This window comes from Salegentibacter sp. 24 (genome assembly GCF_004362395.1).
Taxonomy (GTDB): domain Bacteria; phylum Bacteroidota; class Bacteroidia; order Flavobacteriales; family Flavobacteriaceae; genus Salegentibacter.
Genome location: NZ_SNWE01000002.1, coordinates 174,439 through 191,242, shown reverse-complemented (window position 1 = coordinate 191,242; position 16,804 = coordinate 174,439). Strand labels below are relative to the sequence as shown.

Sequence of the window (16,804 nt, the reverse complement as noted above, 5' to 3'; positions counted from 1 at the left end):
ATGTCAAAAGTTATAACGCACAGTATATTTTCAGAATTTGATATTAACCTATTTAAGTCGGGGAAACATTTCAGATTATACGAAAAATTCGGTTCCCATCCTATTACATTAAATAAGGTTAAAGGAACTTATTTCGCAGTTTGGGCTCCCGGCGCAAAACAGGTTTCAGTGATTGGTGATTTTAATCATTGGCAGGATGGCGAACATCCACTTAATGTAAGATGGGACGGCAGCGGAATTTGGGAAGGTTTTATTGCTAATGTTGGAAAGGGGAATCTATATAAGTATAAAATCCACAGTAACCATAAAGAGGTTATTACCGAAAAAGCAGATCCCTATGCCAGACGCTGTGAGCATCCACCTAATACGGCTTCGGTGGTTTGGGAAGACGATTACAAATGGAAAGATAAATCCTGGCTAAAAAAGAGAAAGAAACACAATTCTTTAGACGCGCCGTTTTCAGTTTATGAAGTGCATTTATCTTCCTGGAAGAAGAAAACTGATGAAAACCGTTCGCTTTCCTATTGGGAACTTGCCACAGATTTGGTTTCATATGTAAAAGAAATGGGCTTTACCCACGTTGAATTTATGCCCATTATGGAATATCCTTATGATCCGAGCTGGGGATACCAGATTACCGGTTATTTTGCGCCCACTTCGCGATTTGGTTATCCTGATGAGTTTAAATTTTTAGTGGATAAGCTTCACGAAAATGATATTGGTGTGATCTTGGATTGGGTACCCTCGCACTTTCCGGAAGACAGCCATGGACTTGGCTATTTTGATGGCACACATCTTTATGAACACCCGGATCCCAAAAGAGGCTACCATCCCGACTGGAAAAGTCTAATATTTAATTATAACAGAAACGAGGTAAGAGCATTTTTAATTAGCAATGCTATATTTTGGTTAGAACAATTTCATATAGATGGCATCCGGGTAGATGCTGTGGCCTCTATCCTTTACTTAGATTACTCTAGGGAAGCAGGAGAATGGGAGCCGAATCAACTAGGAGGGAATCAAAATTTAGAGGCAATTTCATTTCTGGAAGAATTTAACAAAGAAGTTTATGCTTCATTTCCAGATGTTCAAACTATTGCTGAAGAATCTACCGCTCATAGCGGGGTTTCCAAACCAGTGTTTTTAGGTGGTCTCGGTTTTGGAATGAAATGGATGATGGGCTGGATGCATGATACACTCCAGTATTTTGCCAAAGAACCTATTTATCGAAAGCATCACCAGAACGATATTACTTTTTCACTCACCTACGCCTTTACTGAAAATTTTATGCTTCCACTGTCTCACGATGAAGTAGTTTATGGCAAACATTCCATTTTAGGAAGAATGCCGGGTGACCATTGGCAGCGTTTTGCCAATTTACGCGTGCTTTATTCCTATATGTTCACACATCCAGGTACAAAATTATTATTTCAAGGGTGTGAATTCGGACAAAGTGAAGAATGGAATTTTGATAATAGTATAGACTGGCATTTATTAGAATACGACTCTCACAATGGAATGCAGGAATTGATAAAAGCTTTAAATGAATTTTATAAATTGCAGCCTGCTTTATATGAAAAACAATTTGTACCCGAGGGTTTTGAATGGATTGATTACAATGATGCTGAGAATTCAGTAATAAGTTTTATCAGAAAAGGAAATCAGCCAAAGGATAATTTGATCATTGTTTGTAACCTAACCCCTATTCCGCGTGAAAATTACCAAATTGGGTTGCCGGAACCTGGAAAAATCCAGGAAGTTTTTAATAGCGACCATAAAAAATTCTATGGTACAGGAAATTATTTAAACACTCCTAAAAAAACTACAACAGAAAAGTGGCATTCCAGAAAATATTCCACAGCCATAGATATTGCGCCTTTGGCGATGCTTGCATTTAAGTATTCTGATTAGCAAACAAAGTAATAGTTAATAAACGCTTATAAATATTTTGTGAATACTATTCTATATATGAAAACTATTCTGTTCTTTTATCGCACAGTAAACCACGATAAAATATGATCACAAATACCGAGTTAGAACAAAAAGGAAATGCTTTTCCATCTAACGTAATTTCCTTTCGTAAGGATGTGGATACCCTGCACTTTATTACAGAAAATGATGTGGCACTGCAAATCACAATCCTTAGAGATGGGTTGCTGCGTTTTAGATATTCTACTACAGGAATGTTCGCTAAGGATTTTTCGTATGCTATCACTAAGCACGCAAGTATTGGATACAATCAATTAGATATTGAAGAGAAAGAAGACTGTTACTGTATCAATACTACCAAAATAATCTGTGAAGTCTCCAAAAATGGTTTAAAAGTAAAAATTTACGATCGAGCTGACGGAACTTTAATCAACGAAGATGAATTGGGGTTCCATTGGGAAGATAGTTACGAATTTGGTGGCGATATCGTAAAAATGAGTAAAGTTTCTCACGATGGGGAAAGCTATTTTGGCCTGGGCGATAAACCGGGACATTTAAACCTAAAGGGCAAACGCTTTGAGAATTGGGTAACCGATTCTTATGCTTATGGTAAAGATACCGATCCTATTTATAAAACTATTCCTTTCTATACGGGCCTTCATAATAAAAAAGCTTACGGCATTTTCTTTGACAACACCTTTAGATCATATTTCGATTTTGCACAGGAACGACGTTTTGTAACCAGTTTCTGGGCCCAGGGAGGCGAGATGAATTATTACTTCATCTATGGCCCAAAAATGAGCGATGTAGTTGAATATTACACCGATCTAACCGGAAAACCGGATTTACCTCCGCTTTGGGCACTAGGATTTCATCAATGCAAATGGAGCTATTACCCTGAAAGTAAGGTAAAGGAAATAGCATCAAAATTCAGGGAGTTACAAATCCCTTGTGATGCTATTTATCTTGACATTGATTATATGGAAGGTTTCAGGTGTTTTACTTGGAACAAAGAATTTTTCCCCGATCCAAAACGAATGGTAAAGGAACTTGAAGCCGATGGATTTAAAACTGTTGCTATTATCGATCCCGGAATTAAAATTGATAAAAATTATTGGGTTTATAAAGAAGGACTTGAAAAGGATTACTTCTGTAAACGTGCCGATGGCCCTTACATAAAAGGTAAGGTTTGGCCCGGTGAATGTTATTTTCCAGATTTCACCAACCCAAAGGTGAGGGAATGGTGGTCTGGCCTATTTAAAGAATTAATTGAAGATATTGGGGTAAAAGGCATCTGGAACGATATGAACGAGCCGGCAGTAATGGAAGTTCCTAATAAAACTTTTCCCCACGATGTAAGGCATGATTACGACGGAAATGCTTGCAGTCATAGAAAAGCTCACAATATTTACGGAATGCAAATGGCAAGGGCCACCTATCATGGGGTGAAAAAATTCTCTCATCCAAAAAGGCCTTTTGTTATTACAAGAGCAGCATACTCAGGCACCCAGCGTTATACTTCAACCTGGACCGGGGACAATATAGCTAACTGGGAACATTTATGGATTGCCAACGTACAAGTGCAGCGCCTGGCGATGTCAGGTTTTTCATTTGCAGGAAGTGACATTGGTGGTTTTGCCGAACAACCCCACGGCGAACTTTTTACCAGATGGATTCAGTTAGCCACATTTCATCCGTTTTTTAGAGTGCATTCTTCCGGAGATCACGGCGACCAGGAACCTTGGACATTTGACGAAGATATTACTGATATCGTACGTAAATTTATTGAATTACGATATCAGTTACTGCCTTATCTTTATACCGCATTTTGGGATTATACCGAAAAAGGCGTGCCTTTGGTAAAATCTCTGGTAATGTTTGATCAGGAAGATTTAAATACACATTACAGAATAGATGAATTTATTTTTGGCGATAGCATTCTTGTCTGTCCCATCATAGAGCCCAACGCAAAAGGGCGACGTATGTATGTTCCCAGAGGAAAATGGTATAATTACTGGACCGATGAATTAGTAACGGGGGGCAAGGAGATGTGGGTTGATGCCGATATTGATAGCATGCCCGTCTTTATTAAAGAAGGTGCAATCATTCCAAAATACCCAGTGCAACAGCATGTAGGAGAAAAAAAGATAGAAGAAATTACTTTAGAAGTTTATTATAAAAAAGGTAAAGAAGATTCTCAATTTTTTGAAGATGCCCACGATGGCTACGATTATACTAAAGGACGTTTTTGTCTAAGAAGTTTCAAACTTACTGGAAGAAAAAATCAGTTAATTATTCAACAACATAAAGAGGGGTCTTTCGATGGAGATTGTAAAAAATTTAAGTTAAAAATCCACGGATTACCGTTTGAAATAAAAACTATTCAGCTTGATAACGAAACCAAATCTTTAGAACACCTGCAAATCAATGGTTGTCTTACCATGATAATTGATGAAAACTTTACAGAATTGGACTTCAATGGAGAGAATGGGAATAATTAAATATTTCTTGCTTTTAATTCCATAGGCAGTAAACACTCGTAAATCATTTTATTTACGGGTGTTGAAATCTTTAATTTTTCAGCCTGATATATAATAAATCCGTTGAAGTTTTCAAGCTCTGATGGTCGCCCATCCATAATATCCCTTTGGGTGGAAGCGGTTGTTCCAGACGGCTGATTTTGAATAATTTGAAAGGTTTTTTCCAAATCTTGATCTGTTAAAGGAATTCCTTTGGCATTCCCTACCAATTTAATTTCATTGGCTGTTTTTTGGAGCAAATCATATAAATATTCGCTTTCTCTTATTTTATCTATTGCAACCCTTGTCAATCCACCTAATCCGCTAACCGTTGTGATGTATAAAAACTTCTTCCATATTTCCAACTGAATATTCTCTGGATTTAAATTGGTGATTCCCGCTTTGTTAAACAAGGATTTTAATTGTTGAATTCTTCCTGAATTAGAATTATCAATCTCTCCAAAAGTAATACGCGGCTCAAAGGCCACATGTTTTATCGTTCCTGGTTTTTCAACAAAACTCACTATATGACAAAGCCCAGCAAGTACATTTTTCTTTGGAAAAATTTCCAGAAGTTTTTCTACATTATTGGCCCCGTTTTGTAAGGGTAATATCATTGTATCCTCTCCAATAATAGGTTTAAGTTGATGTGCCACTTCCGTAATTTGCCATGATTTAACTCCTAAAATCACTAAATCCGGTGCAGTAACCTCTGCTAAATTATCGGTGGCCAGGAAAGGTTTAACTTTGAAATCGCCATTTATACTTTCAATTTGGAGTCCGTTTTTCTTAATTTTATCCAAATGTTTTCCTCTGGCTATCATTGTAATCTGAAAACCTGCATGTGCAAGTTTACCACCAAAATACCCTCCAACTCCACCAATTCCGAAGATTAGAATGTTCATATTGTTCGTAATTTTCATCATAAAGATAAAATTACTGCTGCAACATACCTAACTATTACTACCTTGGTTAAGAAAAATTTCATCCCATCACTAATTTTTTTAAACTTTAAACGTTTTAAATAAATTGAACGCTTAACTTTTATATTTTTACAAAAAAAAATCTAAAGTTCCCTATGAGCACATCTTTTGAAAAATATCAGAAACGCCGGCTGGTATCTTCTTATTTTTCAGTAGTCATTAGTATTGCTTTAGTACTTTTTCTATTGGGAATGTTGGGTTTACTGGTATTGAACACCAAGAAAGTAGCCGACCATTTTAAAGAACAAATCGCACTTACTGTGTACTTAAAAGATACAGCCAAAGAGGTTGAAATTGAACAGCTCAAAAAAAGCTTAGCAATGGCTGATTACACAAAATCTACCACTTATGTTTCCAAAGAAGAAGCTGCAGAAGCTCACAGCAAGGAAATAGGGGAAGATTTTATGGAATTTTTAGGCTATAATCCTTTACAGAACTCCATTGATGTTTATATGAATGCCGATTTTGTCTCGGGTGAGCAAGTTGATGCAATTGCGGCTGAGCTTACTTCTAAAAACTTCGTGGATGAAGTGATCTATGATAAACCGCTTATCGCACTTTTGAATGAGAATGTAAAAAAAATTAGTTTTTGGGTGCTCATTGCCAGCGGAGTTTTCACTTTTATCGCAGTATTGCTTATCAATAGTTCAATTAGACTTTCGGTATATTCAAAAAGATTTATTATAAAAACCATGCAGATGGTGGGCGCCACCAAAGGTTTTATTCGTAGACCTTTTATTTGGCAAAGTGTAAAGCTTGGAATGATCGGTGCAATAATTGCTCTTATCGGAATGGCCGGAGCCCTTTATTACCTCAACAATAGTTTCCCCCAGCTATCATTAGCTTCTGATGTCAAAATACTTGCCGTTTTATTTATAGGCGTTTTTATTATGGGAATCCTTATTACCTGGTTAAGTACTTTTTTTGCTACTTCAAGGTTCCTAAACCTAAAAACCGACGAGCTCTATTATTAAGAGGAGAGTCCTGATTTTATTTTTTCTTCAGAAATAGTATAATTTGACATTGCATTCTGCATTATACTATTTTTTTCCCGGCTAAAGTTAATTTATAGCCGGAGTTCGCAAACGTTTTAGATTACTAAATCCCTTGTGAACACTACAACCTTCTATAGGGTAGCTCTCAGAATCCATCTTAAAAAACATCATCAAACCTGATTCTCGTCATAGATTCTGCTCTATTTCTACCCCAACTTTGTACCGAACTAAAAAACCTAATATCATGAAAATTTCAATATCATATCAAGTATTACTTACTGGTGTATTTCTTATGCTGCTAACTGCAGGAAGTATGTTTGGCCAGAATTTCAAAATGAATAACTCTTCTGAAATTATTGTTGAAGGAACTTCTAATATACACGATTGGGAAATGAAAGCTACTTCAAAAAAAGGAGAAGCAACAATTACTACAGAAAATGGGAAACTTACAGGAATTCCGAATCTCCAGGTAACAGTTGCAGCTGAAAGTTTAGAAAGCGGAAAAGGCGGAATGGATAAAAATGCCTATAAAGCGCTTAATACTGATCAATATAAAAACATAGAATTCAAGCTGGATGAGGTTAAAAAAATTGAAGCCAGCAGCAATGACACTTTTAAAGTAAACGGGGTTGCAACATTAAAAATATCGGGTATTTCTAAACAGGTTCCTGTAGAATTTACCGCAAAACTTAACGGCGACCAATTGGAAATTACCGGAGAAGAAAGCATCAATATGACACATTATAAAGTGGTCCCCCCTACTGCTATGTTTGGAACAATAACCACAGGAGAAGACCTAAATATTAAATTCAAATCAACATTTTCTAAATAACTATTCAATTTAAAAACTATTACAATGAAAAATTCAATCAAATATTTCGGTTTTGCCCTTATGATGGCCGCAGGCTTTCAGGCACATGCTCAAGAAGTTGAAGTAGATGTGGAGGTAAAAGAACAATCTATATGGGATAGAGATCTACCTAACTTCAGAGAACCAGATCAACGTGGAATCAATGAATTTGAGGCCCCAAAAGATAAAATTACTTATTTTGATGGTGTCCAAGTAAGAGTTGGTGGTGCCTCTACCATACAGTTCCAGGATTTAGATCACGAGAACGCCGCCGGAAATCTTCCGGAGCTTGAAGGAAATTTTAACCTAGCTACTGCAAACCTTGACCTTGATGTTCTACTTTATGATGGTGTAAGAATGCATCTTAGAACCTATCTTTCATCTCAACACCATACGGAAGCTTATGTGAAAGGTGGATATATCCAGATAGACGAATTAAACTTCATCAGTGAAGGATTTGCTTCAGGCCTTATGAATCACCTAAGATTTAAAATTGGTCATATGGAAAACAACTATGGTGATGCACACTTTAGAAGAACTGATAACGCTATGGCACTTTATAACCCATTTGTAGGAAACTACTTAATGGATAGTTTCACCACAGAAGTTGGTGCAGAAGTTTATATGTTCAACGGCCCTTGGTTAGGTATGCTTGGTTTCACTAACGGTAAATTGAACCAGTCTACATCTGGTGATGGAGAAACCGACCCATCTTTTCTTGCAAAAGTTGGGTATGACAACCAGCTTTCTGAAGACTTAAGATTTAGATTAACAGGATCTCTTTTTCACAGTGGGCACAACTATTCCCGCGGCAACTACCTTTACACAGGAGACCGAGCAGGAAGCCGTTATTACAACGTAATGACAAACGCTGATGGTGGGGATGGATTTAGAGCAGGACGTATAGCTCCTTCTTTCAAAAACGAGATGACTTCCTTTATGATCAACCCATTCATCAAATTTGGTGGTCTTGAATTCTTCGGAATCTATGAAACCACAAGCGGAAAAGACATAGGTGAATCTGATACAAGAAACTATACCCAACTCTCAGGTGAACTTATTTACCGATTCGGGGTTCAGGAAGACTTCTACTTCGGTGGACGTTATAATACCGTTAATGGTGAAATGGCAACTGGAGAGGATATAAGTGTAAACCGTTTCCAATTAGGCGCAGGATGGTTTATGACAAAAAACATTCTTGCAAAACTGGAATATGTTAACCAGGAGTACAACGATTATCCTACAGGAGACATTCACGCTGGAGGACAATTCAACGGAATTACGCTAGAAGCAGCGATTAGTTTTTAAGTTGAATGTTGAGCCCCGGATGCTATCTCTAAGAGATTCGCCGGGGCTTTTTATTTACTGTTTTCGGTATTATACAATCAGGATGTAACTATTTATTTTAAATAATGATACCCCTAAACTTAACCAGGATGAAAACTCACTTTCTATTTTTACTCGCTTTATTTCTTACTATTTCTGGTATAGCACAATCTGGTTTAAAAACCAGGGAAATTAAAATCCTCCCCAACAGTCGACTGAGTATTTCTGGCACTACAAACATTAACGAATTTGAATGTGATTTTAATACGTTTAATTTTAAAAATGATAGTTTTAAAGTGCATTTTATAGAAAAAGGTGATATTCTAAATTTTAGAAACAGCGTATTACCCTTAGAAAATTCCGATTTTGACTGCGGAAACCGACAAATAAACAAAGATTTTCACGAACTCCTAGAGACTAAAAGATTTCCAAAAATCCTGCTCAAACTTAAAAAAATAGATATGAGCACGAAAGATAATACCACGGTTACTATAAATTTCAATATTGCAGGCGTGGACAAGGATTATAAGTTCCCGGTAGACATAACCAGAAATAAGCAACTTTGCTTTGATGGAAAACTTCATTTAAATATTACAGATTTTAATCTAAAAGCACCTAGTAAAATTTTTGGATTGATCGAGTTGAAAGAGGAAATCGTGATCAATTTCAACCTGAATATTCAAACCTAAAGAAGCGAAAATTCTTAAAATCCTATCGCCCTGCGAAATTGTTACAATAGTAAAATATGGAGACGGTGTGTTTTTCAGGGTGCAGCAATGGCCCCGACCACCTTGATTGATGCTCTGTATGAACACTATAATGAGTTGATTGATGTTGAAATTATACAAATCCATACTGAAGGAAACGCAAAATACACCAAGGAACCTTACACAAAAGCCTTCAGAATTAACAGCTGTTTTATAGCCGAAGTTGTCCGAAAAGCACTTAACACTTATTAAGGGTCCTATATTCCAATATTTTTAAGTGAGATTCAAAATCTTTTTAGAAGGGATCTTCTTTCCTTAGATGTTGCTTTTATCCGGGTATCCCCCGATAAACATGGGTATTGCTCCCTTGGTGTTTCTATTGATATTACCTTACCGGCTATTCAAAAAGCTAAAAAAGTAATCACCCAGGTCAATCCTCAAAAGTAACTAGAACCTACGGTGAAGGAATAATTCACAGTAATCAAATTGATGCGGCGTTGGAGGTAATTAAACCTATTTTTTCCCAAGCATTACAGCGCCTAAAGGAATTGAACACAAATTGGAAAACATATAGCGGAATTAATTGACGATGGTACTACTTTACAAATGGGTGTTGGCGGCATCCCTAATGTAATTCTAAACAATTTGCAAAATCATAAAAACCTGGGAATTCATACCTAAATGTTTTCAGATGGAATTCTACCCTTAATTAAATCGTGGTAAGTACAGGTGCAAATCAAAAAGTAAAAACCGGAAAACTTGTTACCTATTTTGCTATAGGTTCAACAGATCTTTATGATTTTATAGACGATAAACCTGGTGCCCATTTTAAAGAAGCTGTATATACCAACGATACCTCCTTAATCAGGCAGAGCCCAAAAATCTCCCTAATAAATTTAGCAATAAAAATAGACCTTACTGACCAGGTTCGTTCCGATACTATTGGGAAATTTTCAGTTTTCGGGTGGGGGAGGTCAAATGGATTTTTAAGAGGTGCAGCCCTTTTTGAAGGCGGCAAACCTCTTATCGCAATGCTTTCAATCACCAAATATGGTATTTCTAAAATCGCACCTTTTTTTAAAGAAGGCGCAGGTATAACCGCTACCCAGGCGCCTGTGTATTACACCGCTACTGAATATGGGTTAGAAAATATTTACGTAAAGAATCTGAAACAAAGAGAAGAACAGCTTATTTCCATAGCTCATCCCCATCACAGAGAGCAGTTGGAAAAGGATTCTTTAAACAATTTCGCTAAAAGATTTTAATATGATTTTGCGGCATCAAGAAACTAAACCACTCCGTATTTTTCTATACAATTATGATTTTGCTCATAAGATTCTCCCTCCCTGAGTTTTAATTTTACCTCAGAATCAAAAACAAAATATTATGCAACTTTACAAGAATTTATTGACTGATTTTAAAGAAATGAGTTTAGGGTATTCAGCTATTGGAATTATCCTATCCAGTTGTTTGGGATCTGTAGCTGCTATGTTAATATTAATGAATGGTCATACTTTTATAGATATGTTTCAACTATTCATTGTTGTAGCTGTTTGTATGGCATTTAACACCGTAATTTTGGCCCAGTTTAGACCAAAGGTCATATTTAACACACTATTGCTAAGCCTCGCTATTTCCTCTATCTTTATTTTAATAAATATTTTCTAAAAATTTATTATGAAAAATGATATAAAAACCCGGGAAGACGTGTATTCACTAGTCTCCGGGTTTTACAAAAAAGTAAGGCAGGATCCCGAAATTGGTCATTTTTTCAATGAGGTTATAAGAGACTGGGACATACATCTCGAGAAATTAACTGATTTCTGGGAGAGTAATCTTTTCTTTAAAGCACTTTACAAAGGTAATCCGCAAAAGGTTCACGTTAAAGTAGACAAGGAAAACAATCACGAGATTTCCTCCTATCATTTTGGAATCTGGTTAAATTTGTGGTTTGAGACCATAGATGAGTTATATGAAGGTGAATTAGCGAATCGCGCAAAAAATAATGCCCAAAAAATGTCTTCACATTTATATTTGAAAATGTTCCAGAGCAGAGAGAAGAGCGTATAAAAAGACTAAAGCTAATGCTCTAGTCTTTTTATGTTATACCCAGGTTGATTTTTCTTAAATCGACGACTATATTTAAAACAGACTTTAGTCCAAGAATTAACACAGAAACTTCTCGACGATCCACATAGTTAACTTATAAACCATTATTTTTTTAGTTGAAGAAATGATCGTAACAACTATAATAATTTAACTATCTAAATGATAAATTTTCATCACATTTTTTAAGATTTCTGAAAAATCTATTTCCAGGTCAATTAGCTTACCAGAATGAATATCGAAAACCCAACCGTGCACGCTTATACCTCTATCCAAAAATGCCCTTTGAACCTCTGCGGTTTTAATAACATTTATACATTGCTCTTGCACATTTAACTCAACTAATCTTTTATAGCGCTCTTCCTCATCTTTAATTCCATCGAGCTCATCTTGGTGAATCCGGTACACATCACGAATGTTTCTTAACCAAGGATTCAGAATACCAAGATCTTGAGATTGCATAGCGGCTTTTACACCTCCACAGAAATAATGTCCACATACTACTACGTGCTTAACCTTTAGATGAGCAACAGCAAAATCTATTACAGACATTGCACTTAGGTCAGTATTTGGAACCATATTAGCAATATTCCGATGTACAAAAACATCACCTGGCGAGACCCCCATCAGTTCTTCAGCGGTCACACGACTATCGGAACAACCAATATAAAGAATGTCCGGATTTTGGCCTTTGGAAAGATCACTAAAGTAATTTGAATCTATTTTTAATTTTTCCTCGATCCAGTTTTGATTGTTTTTAAAAATTTCCTTTATTTCCATTTATTTTATATATAAGTAAAATTATAGCCTGATTTACAAAAAGCTTTTCCCGAATTTTTTCTTTTGAATTAAAAGCAGAAATTAGTTTTTGGTACTAGCCATAAACATAGAGATTTCTGCTTTAAATAGCAAAAGTGATATCATTAAAACTCCATTTTTTCAGAGTAAAAAGAAATTTTAACCAAAATTTAAAAGTTTAACCGTGCAGAATAAGTACTGGAAGGTTTTGTCTTTTAGTTTCGACTGCAGAAATTCGATTTAAAAGTTTTTCAGAAATATGTAGTTGACGGGCAAAAAGTACAATAAGGTTGGCCTTCGCATTGGCTTCTGGCCAGAATTGCTCTAAAAAATCTGATTCTTTATATAGTGTTTTGCGTGATAATTTAAAATTGGGCAACCTGAAATCGCTAATCTTCGCCCCGGAATTGTTTAAATCGAATTCCCATACATCTAAAGCAACATTCTCTGCAACTGGCAATTTCTGTAATAATCGCAAAGCTTCAATATTCACCGGAAATCGTAAATCTATCGGAAGATATAGTCTCTCCCATTTTAAGAATTCACAATTTGGAACAACTAAAACCGGGCACTTCACCTTTTTTACCACATTACAGGTATTTCCCCCCAATCCCTGGATATTAGAGGTGTTTTTCCCTGATGCTCCCATAACAATGAGATCTATCTTTTTTTCGGCAACTGCTTTTCGGGTGGCATTTATAAGGTTATCAGAGAATGGTAACGATGAAAAAGAATGTTTTTTAGCTGCAGGTTCTTTCTGAAGCTTTGTTATCATTTTTACAAGTGACTCGCCTATCGTTGTGGCTTCTCCAGATGATGCATGAAGTACGTAAAAAATTGACGCTCCAAAAGTTGAATTAAGGGCATACCTAGCGGCATTAAATGCCTGTGCAGAAAAATCTGTAAGTAACAAAACATTCATGGGCGTGAATTTTCAGCGCTAATTTTGGCCAAAAATAGCGTGAAAGATCAATCCCAAATATGACCCCCATCAGTTCTTTTGAGAATTAACTAATTTGCTCTAGTTTTTCAACATCCAATAATTTCACATTTCTACCCTCAATTTCAATAAGACCTTCTTTTTTAAAATCGGATAAGGTTCTAATTAAAGTTTCTGAAGCAATACCTGCAACTCCGGCAAGATCTGCCCGGGAAATTCTAATACTGTGCAAGGGATTTTTCTTTATTTTATGTGCAAACAGCAGAATGGTACGGGCTGTTTTTCTTCTTACTGAAGCATATGCAATTTCCATAAGCTGCTCTTTAACACTCATTAAATGATCACCCATATCCTGCAACAATTCCATACTAATATTGCTGTTATTCTTTAGAATTTCCCGCAAATCATCTTTAGAAACCACGTACAGCAAGCTATCTTCCATAGCCGTTGCGAATTCTCCGTAAGCTGAACTTTTATTAAAGCTAAGGTTACCAAAAAAATCACCATCTTTATACAGTTCAGTAATCATTTCTTTACCGCGGCTATCAAATTTGTGAGCTTTTACTACTCCTTGTTCGATCATGTAAAAATGAAGTGAGGATTTTCCTTCCTCGTAAATATTTTCACCGGCTCTAAATTTGATTCTCTCCCCATTTCTCATCATTTCACGAAAAGCGGAAAGATTCTGAACACTCTCGCCTATATTATCGCTTTTTTGCGCCCTTAGAATTTCTATTTTTGCCAACCTGCTTTCAATAGCGCTTAAAAGATCATCTTCTTCAAATGGCTTGGTTAAATAATCATCGGCTCCAAGGTCCATTCCTCTTCTTACATCTTTATGTTCGGTCTTTGCCGAAAGAAAAATAAAAGGAATTCCATTGGTTTCTGGATCTTCTGATAGTTTGGTAAGCACATCATAGCCATCCAGCTCCGGCATCATTATATCACAGACAATAATATCCGGAATTACTTCTTTGGCTTTAATTACACCCTTCCTTCCATCAGGTGCAGTTATTACTTCATAATTTGAAAGTTCCAACAATTCTGCTGTATTCTCTCTAACGGTTACATCATCTTCAATTAAAAGTATTTTTTTCATTCTATGCAATTTTCAATTTTCACCAAAATAAAATTGGCTATCATCTATTTTGATTAGGTAATGTTACGGTAAATTTTGTGCCCTTATTCTCTATACTCTGAAAACTTATTGTACCTCCCATATTTTCCACATGTACTTTTACAATATTGAGTCCGATACCAGTCCCTTGGTTTAACAGGGCATTTTCAGCCCTAAAATAACGCTCAAAAATATGCTTTTGATCTTTCTCTGGAATTCCCATTCCCTGATCTTCCACCTCGAAAATAACCTTATTCGTTTTTGGGAATATTCTAAAAAATATAGTGGAATCTTCCGGAGAATATTTAATGGAATTTCCAATTAAATTTGACAGAATAAGTTCTAGGATTTTTTCATCCTGATACAGCACTACATCCTCCATCTCATTATCATATTCTATCTCCTGACCAAATTTTAAAGTTACATTCGCATTATATATCAAGTCATTAACTAACTTGTTGAGACTAAAAGTTGTGTATTTATAGTTTACATTTCCGGATTCCAGGCGTTCCAAAGAAAGAAAATCGTTCAAGATGTTATTTAGATAGTGTACCTTATTTTTAATTGTGCTAAGATGTTTTGTTCTTTTTTCTTGTTGATCAGTAGTAGTGTATTTTTCAGCTAGAGTAGCCGAGGTTAGGATTCCGCTCAAAGGAGTTTTAAATTCGTGAGAAACCAGGGAGAGAAATTTCGTTTTTAATTCATTGAGCTCCTTTTCCTGTTTTAGTGCCAGTTTTATACGCTTTTCGGCTTCCTTTCTTTTTGTAATTTCTGTCTCAAGATCATTCACCGTATTTCTAAGTTCCTGAGTTCTTATTTTAATCTTATCTTCCAGCTCTGCATTAAGTTCCCTAATTCGCTGCTGGTTTTCTTTCCTAACCGTTATATCTACAATAAGGGACATCACAAATCGCTCTCCATCTACTTCAAAAGGATTCAACCCTGCCTCTACAGGAAACTGTGTTCCGTTCTTTTTTACACCGAATAAATCTCTTCCATGCCCCATTTGCCTTTTCTCACTATGAGCCATAAACTTATCAAAATGTTCATGATGATTAGCTTTATAGCGCATCGGGATCAAAATATTTAGATTCGCGCCCAAAAGTTCTTCCTTGTTATAACCAAACATACTTAGGGCAGCCTTATTCGCAGAAATTATAATTTGTTGATTATCTACAACAATTACGCCTTCTGAAGCGGCTTCAAATAAAGTATCAAATATTTGCTCGTTCTCTCTAAAAAATTCTATAGCCACAATTTAATTTGTTAGGTTTTATCGGAACTAAATTACAAACTGTTTAACGAATTATTTAGGAAAGAAGTTTTTAATTTTTCTAGAAGAATTAAGTAAAATAAACAAATGGTTCTAAACTTTTTGATTTCATTACAACTAACTTTTTGTTTTTATCTTTGTCCATCAATTAGATGAAATGTCTCAAAAATTTGTTTTCCTACTTCTTATATTTCCAATACTTGCACATTCTCAATTAGTAAATATTGAAACCAAGCGACTTCAAACTGATTCTATCAGGTTTGTATTAAATGCCGATTTTGCTTTTAATCATTCCAATACTGATGGTCTTTCAGTGAATCAGATTAACGCCACCTTAACTACACAATTCAAATCGAAAGATTTAAAGAAAACTTATCTCTTTCTTGGAAATTATAAATTAATAGATTCAGAAGAAGGAAATTTGCAAAATTCCTGGTTTCTACATACCCGTTTTAATTACAAATTCAGTCAGCTATTAAGAGGTGAATTTTTTTTACAAGGACAATACAACCAACTTCTGGTGGTTGAACAAAGAAACCTTTTAGGTGCCGGATTAAGGCTAAAGTGGATAAGTCGTGAATATATTTCAGCCTATTTGGGAAATAGTTATATGTATGAAATTGAATACAGCGATAGGGCCCAAACTACAAATAGCAATCATCGTAACAGTTCCTATTTATCACTATCTTATCTCTCAAAAACCAATCGTTTTTCTATCACTAATACGGTGTATTACCAACCACTCTATAAAAACCTTGAAGATTATAGGATCCTAGAACAGTTCCGGCTAGACATTCCTCTGGTAAATTGGTTTAAAGTATTTATGATTTATGATTATTATTTTGACAGTCAGACACCTCTAAACACCATGGAATACACCTCGCAGTTACAAATTGGAATGGGTTTCAGCTTGTAGGAATAATGAAGTACCATTGAATCCTTCTCAAAACACATATTAACTATAAAAAATAAAAAACCGGAAAGAAATAAATCTTCCCGGTTAATTCTGTTGGCCTACTAGGGCTCGAACCTAGACTCTTCTGGACCAAAACCAGACGTGTTGCCAGTTACACCATAGGCCATTGCTGTAATGCGGATGCAAATTTAAAACAAACTTTCTATTGCGCAAACTTTTTCTATAAAAATTGAAAGCTATTTTTTTACAAGTAGGTTTTTGGCGTGAAATCTGCAGGATCAAAGCTTATAAAACAGCTTTAATACCCGGCTTTTCAGAAAATATATCGTTTTAAAGTCCGTTACT

At 35.7% G+C, this 16,804-nt stretch carries 16 protein-coding genes and 1 tRNA gene; 11 read left to right on the top strand and 6 right to left on the bottom strand.

Annotated features, from left to right (window positions below):
- Positions 1 to 1,911: a 1,4-alpha-glucan branching protein GlgB gene (gene glgB, locus DET49_RS02210; RefSeq protein WP_133546522.1), complete on the top strand. Its 1,911-nt coding sequence runs from the start codon at positions 1 to 3 to the stop codon at positions 1,909 to 1,911.
- A 104-nt stretch (positions 1,912 to 2,015) separates the two neighbouring features.
- On the top strand, positions 2,016 to 4,430 hold the full coding sequence (locus DET49_RS02205; protein ID WP_133546521.1) for a glycoside hydrolase family 31 protein: 2,415 nt from the start codon (positions 2,016 to 2,018) through the stop codon (positions 4,428 to 4,430).
- On the opposite strand, the gene DET49_RS02200 is transcribed toward DET49_RS02205, so the two are convergent.
- A complete protein-coding gene (locus tag DET49_RS02200; RefSeq protein ID WP_317130291.1) occupies positions 4,427 to 5,374 on the bottom strand; it encodes a ketopantoate reductase family protein in 948 nt (315 codons plus the stop codon). The genes DET49_RS02205 and DET49_RS02200 overlap by 4 nt on opposite strands.
- 152 nt (positions 5,375 to 5,526) lie before the next feature.
- Between DET49_RS02200 and DET49_RS02195 the strand changes: the two genes are divergently transcribed.
- The 8 genes from DET49_RS02195 (at position 5,527) to DET49_RS02165 (ending at position 11,379) form a co-directional block, all read left to right on the top strand.
- Entirely contained in the window at positions 5,527 to 6,405 is an 879-nt protein-coding gene (locus tag DET49_RS02195) for a cell division protein FtsX (protein ID WP_133546520.1), read from the top strand.
- Between the two features lie 265 nt (positions 6,406 to 6,670).
- Positions 6,671 to 7,258, top strand: a complete 588-nt coding sequence (locus DET49_RS02190; RefSeq protein ID WP_133546519.1) for a YceI family protein — start codon at positions 6,671 to 6,673, stop codon at positions 7,256 to 7,258.
- Between the two features lie 24 nt (positions 7,259 to 7,282).
- Positions 7,283 to 8,584: a hypothetical protein gene (locus tag DET49_RS02185; RefSeq protein WP_133546518.1), complete on the top strand. Its 1,302-nt coding sequence runs from the start codon at positions 7,283 to 7,285 to the stop codon at positions 8,582 to 8,584.
- Between the two features lie 128 nt (positions 8,585 to 8,712).
- Positions 8,713 to 9,291: a YceI family protein gene (locus DET49_RS02180; protein WP_166636525.1), complete on the top strand. Its 579-nt coding sequence runs from the start codon at positions 8,713 to 8,715 to the stop codon at positions 9,289 to 9,291.
- Positions 9,292 to 9,570: 279 nt separating this feature from the next.
- Positions 9,571 to 9,756, top strand: a complete 186-nt coding sequence (locus DET49_RS18870) for a hypothetical protein (protein WP_317130293.1) — start codon at positions 9,571 to 9,573, stop codon at positions 9,754 to 9,756.
- A gap of 269 nt (positions 9,757 to 10,025) precedes the next feature.
- Positions 10,026 to 10,574 (top strand): acetyl-CoA hydrolase/transferase C-terminal domain-containing protein, encoded by a 549-nt coding sequence (locus DET49_RS18865; RefSeq protein ID WP_317130289.1) that lies wholly within the window; start codon positions 10,026 to 10,028, stop codon positions 10,572 to 10,574.
- A gap of 121 nt (positions 10,575 to 10,695) precedes the next feature.
- Positions 10,696 to 10,977 (top strand): hypothetical protein, encoded by a 282-nt coding sequence (locus tag DET49_RS02170; protein WP_133546516.1) that lies wholly within the window; start codon positions 10,696 to 10,698, stop codon positions 10,975 to 10,977.
- Positions 10,978 to 10,986: 9 nt separating this feature from the next.
- Positions 10,987 to 11,379, top strand: coding sequence for a group III truncated hemoglobin (locus DET49_RS02165; protein WP_133546515.1), 393 nt, complete (start codon positions 10,987 to 10,989; stop codon positions 11,377 to 11,379).
- Positions 11,380 to 11,565: 186 nt separating this feature from the next.
- Here DET49_RS02165 and DET49_RS02160 read toward each other — a convergent pair whose 3' ends face one another.
- From DET49_RS02160 to DET49_RS02145, 4 genes are all read right to left on the bottom strand, one after another.
- Complete coding sequence (locus DET49_RS02160; protein WP_133546514.1) at positions 11,566 to 12,195, bottom strand: carbonic anhydrase; 630 nt, start codon at positions 12,193 to 12,195, stop codon at positions 11,566 to 11,568.
- 196 nt (positions 12,196 to 12,391) lie between these two features.
- The gene (locus DET49_RS02155; protein WP_133546513.1) at positions 12,392 to 13,135 is read right to left on the bottom strand and encodes a universal stress protein; all 744 of its coding nucleotides are present in this window, start codon (positions 13,133 to 13,135) and stop codon (positions 12,392 to 12,394) included.
- A gap of 85 nt (positions 13,136 to 13,220) precedes the next feature.
- A complete protein-coding gene (locus tag DET49_RS02150) occupies positions 13,221 to 14,252 on the bottom strand; it encodes a response regulator (RefSeq protein ID WP_133546512.1) in 1,032 nt (343 codons plus the stop codon).
- Positions 14,253 to 14,292: 40 nt separating this feature from the next.
- Positions 14,293 to 15,519 carry a PAS domain-containing sensor histidine kinase gene (locus DET49_RS02145; protein WP_133546604.1) on the bottom strand — a complete coding sequence of 409 codons (1,227 nt, stop codon included), beginning with the start codon at positions 15,517 to 15,519 and terminating at the stop codon, positions 14,293 to 14,295.
- A gap of 181 nt (positions 15,520 to 15,700) precedes the next feature.
- On the opposite strand from DET49_RS02145, the gene DET49_RS02140 reads away from it, so the two are divergent.
- Positions 15,701 to 16,459: a DUF481 domain-containing protein gene (locus DET49_RS02140; protein WP_133546511.1), complete on the top strand. Its 759-nt coding sequence runs from the start codon at positions 15,701 to 15,703 to the stop codon at positions 16,457 to 16,459.
- Between the two features lie 93 nt (positions 16,460 to 16,552).
- Here DET49_RS02140 and DET49_RS02135 read toward each other — a convergent pair.
- A tRNA-Gln gene (locus DET49_RS02135) sits at positions 16,553 to 16,625 on the bottom strand.
- Positions 16,626 to 16,804: the final 179 nt, after the last annotated feature.

Excerpts from the sequence above, each read along its gene's own strand:
- glgB (WP_133546522.1), top strand. The coding sequence starts at position 1 with ATGTCAAAAGTTATAACGCACAGTATATTTTCAGAATTTGATATTAAC.
- DET49_RS02205 (WP_133546521.1), top strand. The coding sequence starts at position 2,016 with ATGATCACAAATACCGAGTTAGAACAAAAAGGAAATGCTTTTCCATCT.
- DET49_RS02200 (WP_317130291.1), bottom strand. The coding sequence starts at position 5,374 with ATGATGAAAATTACGAACAATATGAACATTCTAATCTTCGGAATTGGT.
- DET49_RS02195 (WP_133546520.1), top strand. The coding sequence starts at position 5,527 with ATGAGCACATCTTTTGAAAAATATCAGAAACGCCGGCTGGTATCTTCT.
- DET49_RS02190 (WP_133546519.1), top strand. The coding sequence starts at position 6,671 with ATGAAAATTTCAATATCATATCAAGTATTACTTACTGGTGTATTTCTT.
- DET49_RS02185 (WP_133546518.1), top strand. The coding sequence starts at position 7,283 with ATGAAAAATTCAATCAAATATTTCGGTTTTGCCCTTATGATGGCCGCA.
- DET49_RS02180 (WP_166636525.1), top strand. The coding sequence starts at position 8,713 with ATGAAAACTCACTTTCTATTTTTACTCGCTTTATTTCTTACTATTTCT.
- DET49_RS02170 (WP_133546516.1), top strand. The coding sequence starts at position 10,696 with ATGCAACTTTACAAGAATTTATTGACTGATTTTAAAGAAATGAGTTTA.
- DET49_RS02165 (WP_133546515.1), top strand. The coding sequence starts at position 10,987 with ATGAAAAATGATATAAAAACCCGGGAAGACGTGTATTCACTAGTCTCC.
- DET49_RS02160 (WP_133546514.1), bottom strand. The coding sequence starts at position 12,195 with ATGGAAATAAAGGAAATTTTTAAAAACAATCAAAACTGGATCGAGGAA.
- DET49_RS02155 (WP_133546513.1), bottom strand. The coding sequence starts at position 13,135 with ATGAATGTTTTGTTACTTACAGATTTTTCTGCACAGGCATTTAATGCC.
- DET49_RS02150 (WP_133546512.1), bottom strand. The coding sequence starts at position 14,252 with ATGAAAAAAATACTTTTAATTGAAGATGATGTAACCGTTAGAGAGAAT.
- DET49_RS02140 (WP_133546511.1), top strand. The coding sequence starts at position 15,701 with ATGTCTCAAAAATTTGTTTTCCTACTTCTTATATTTCCAATACTTGCA.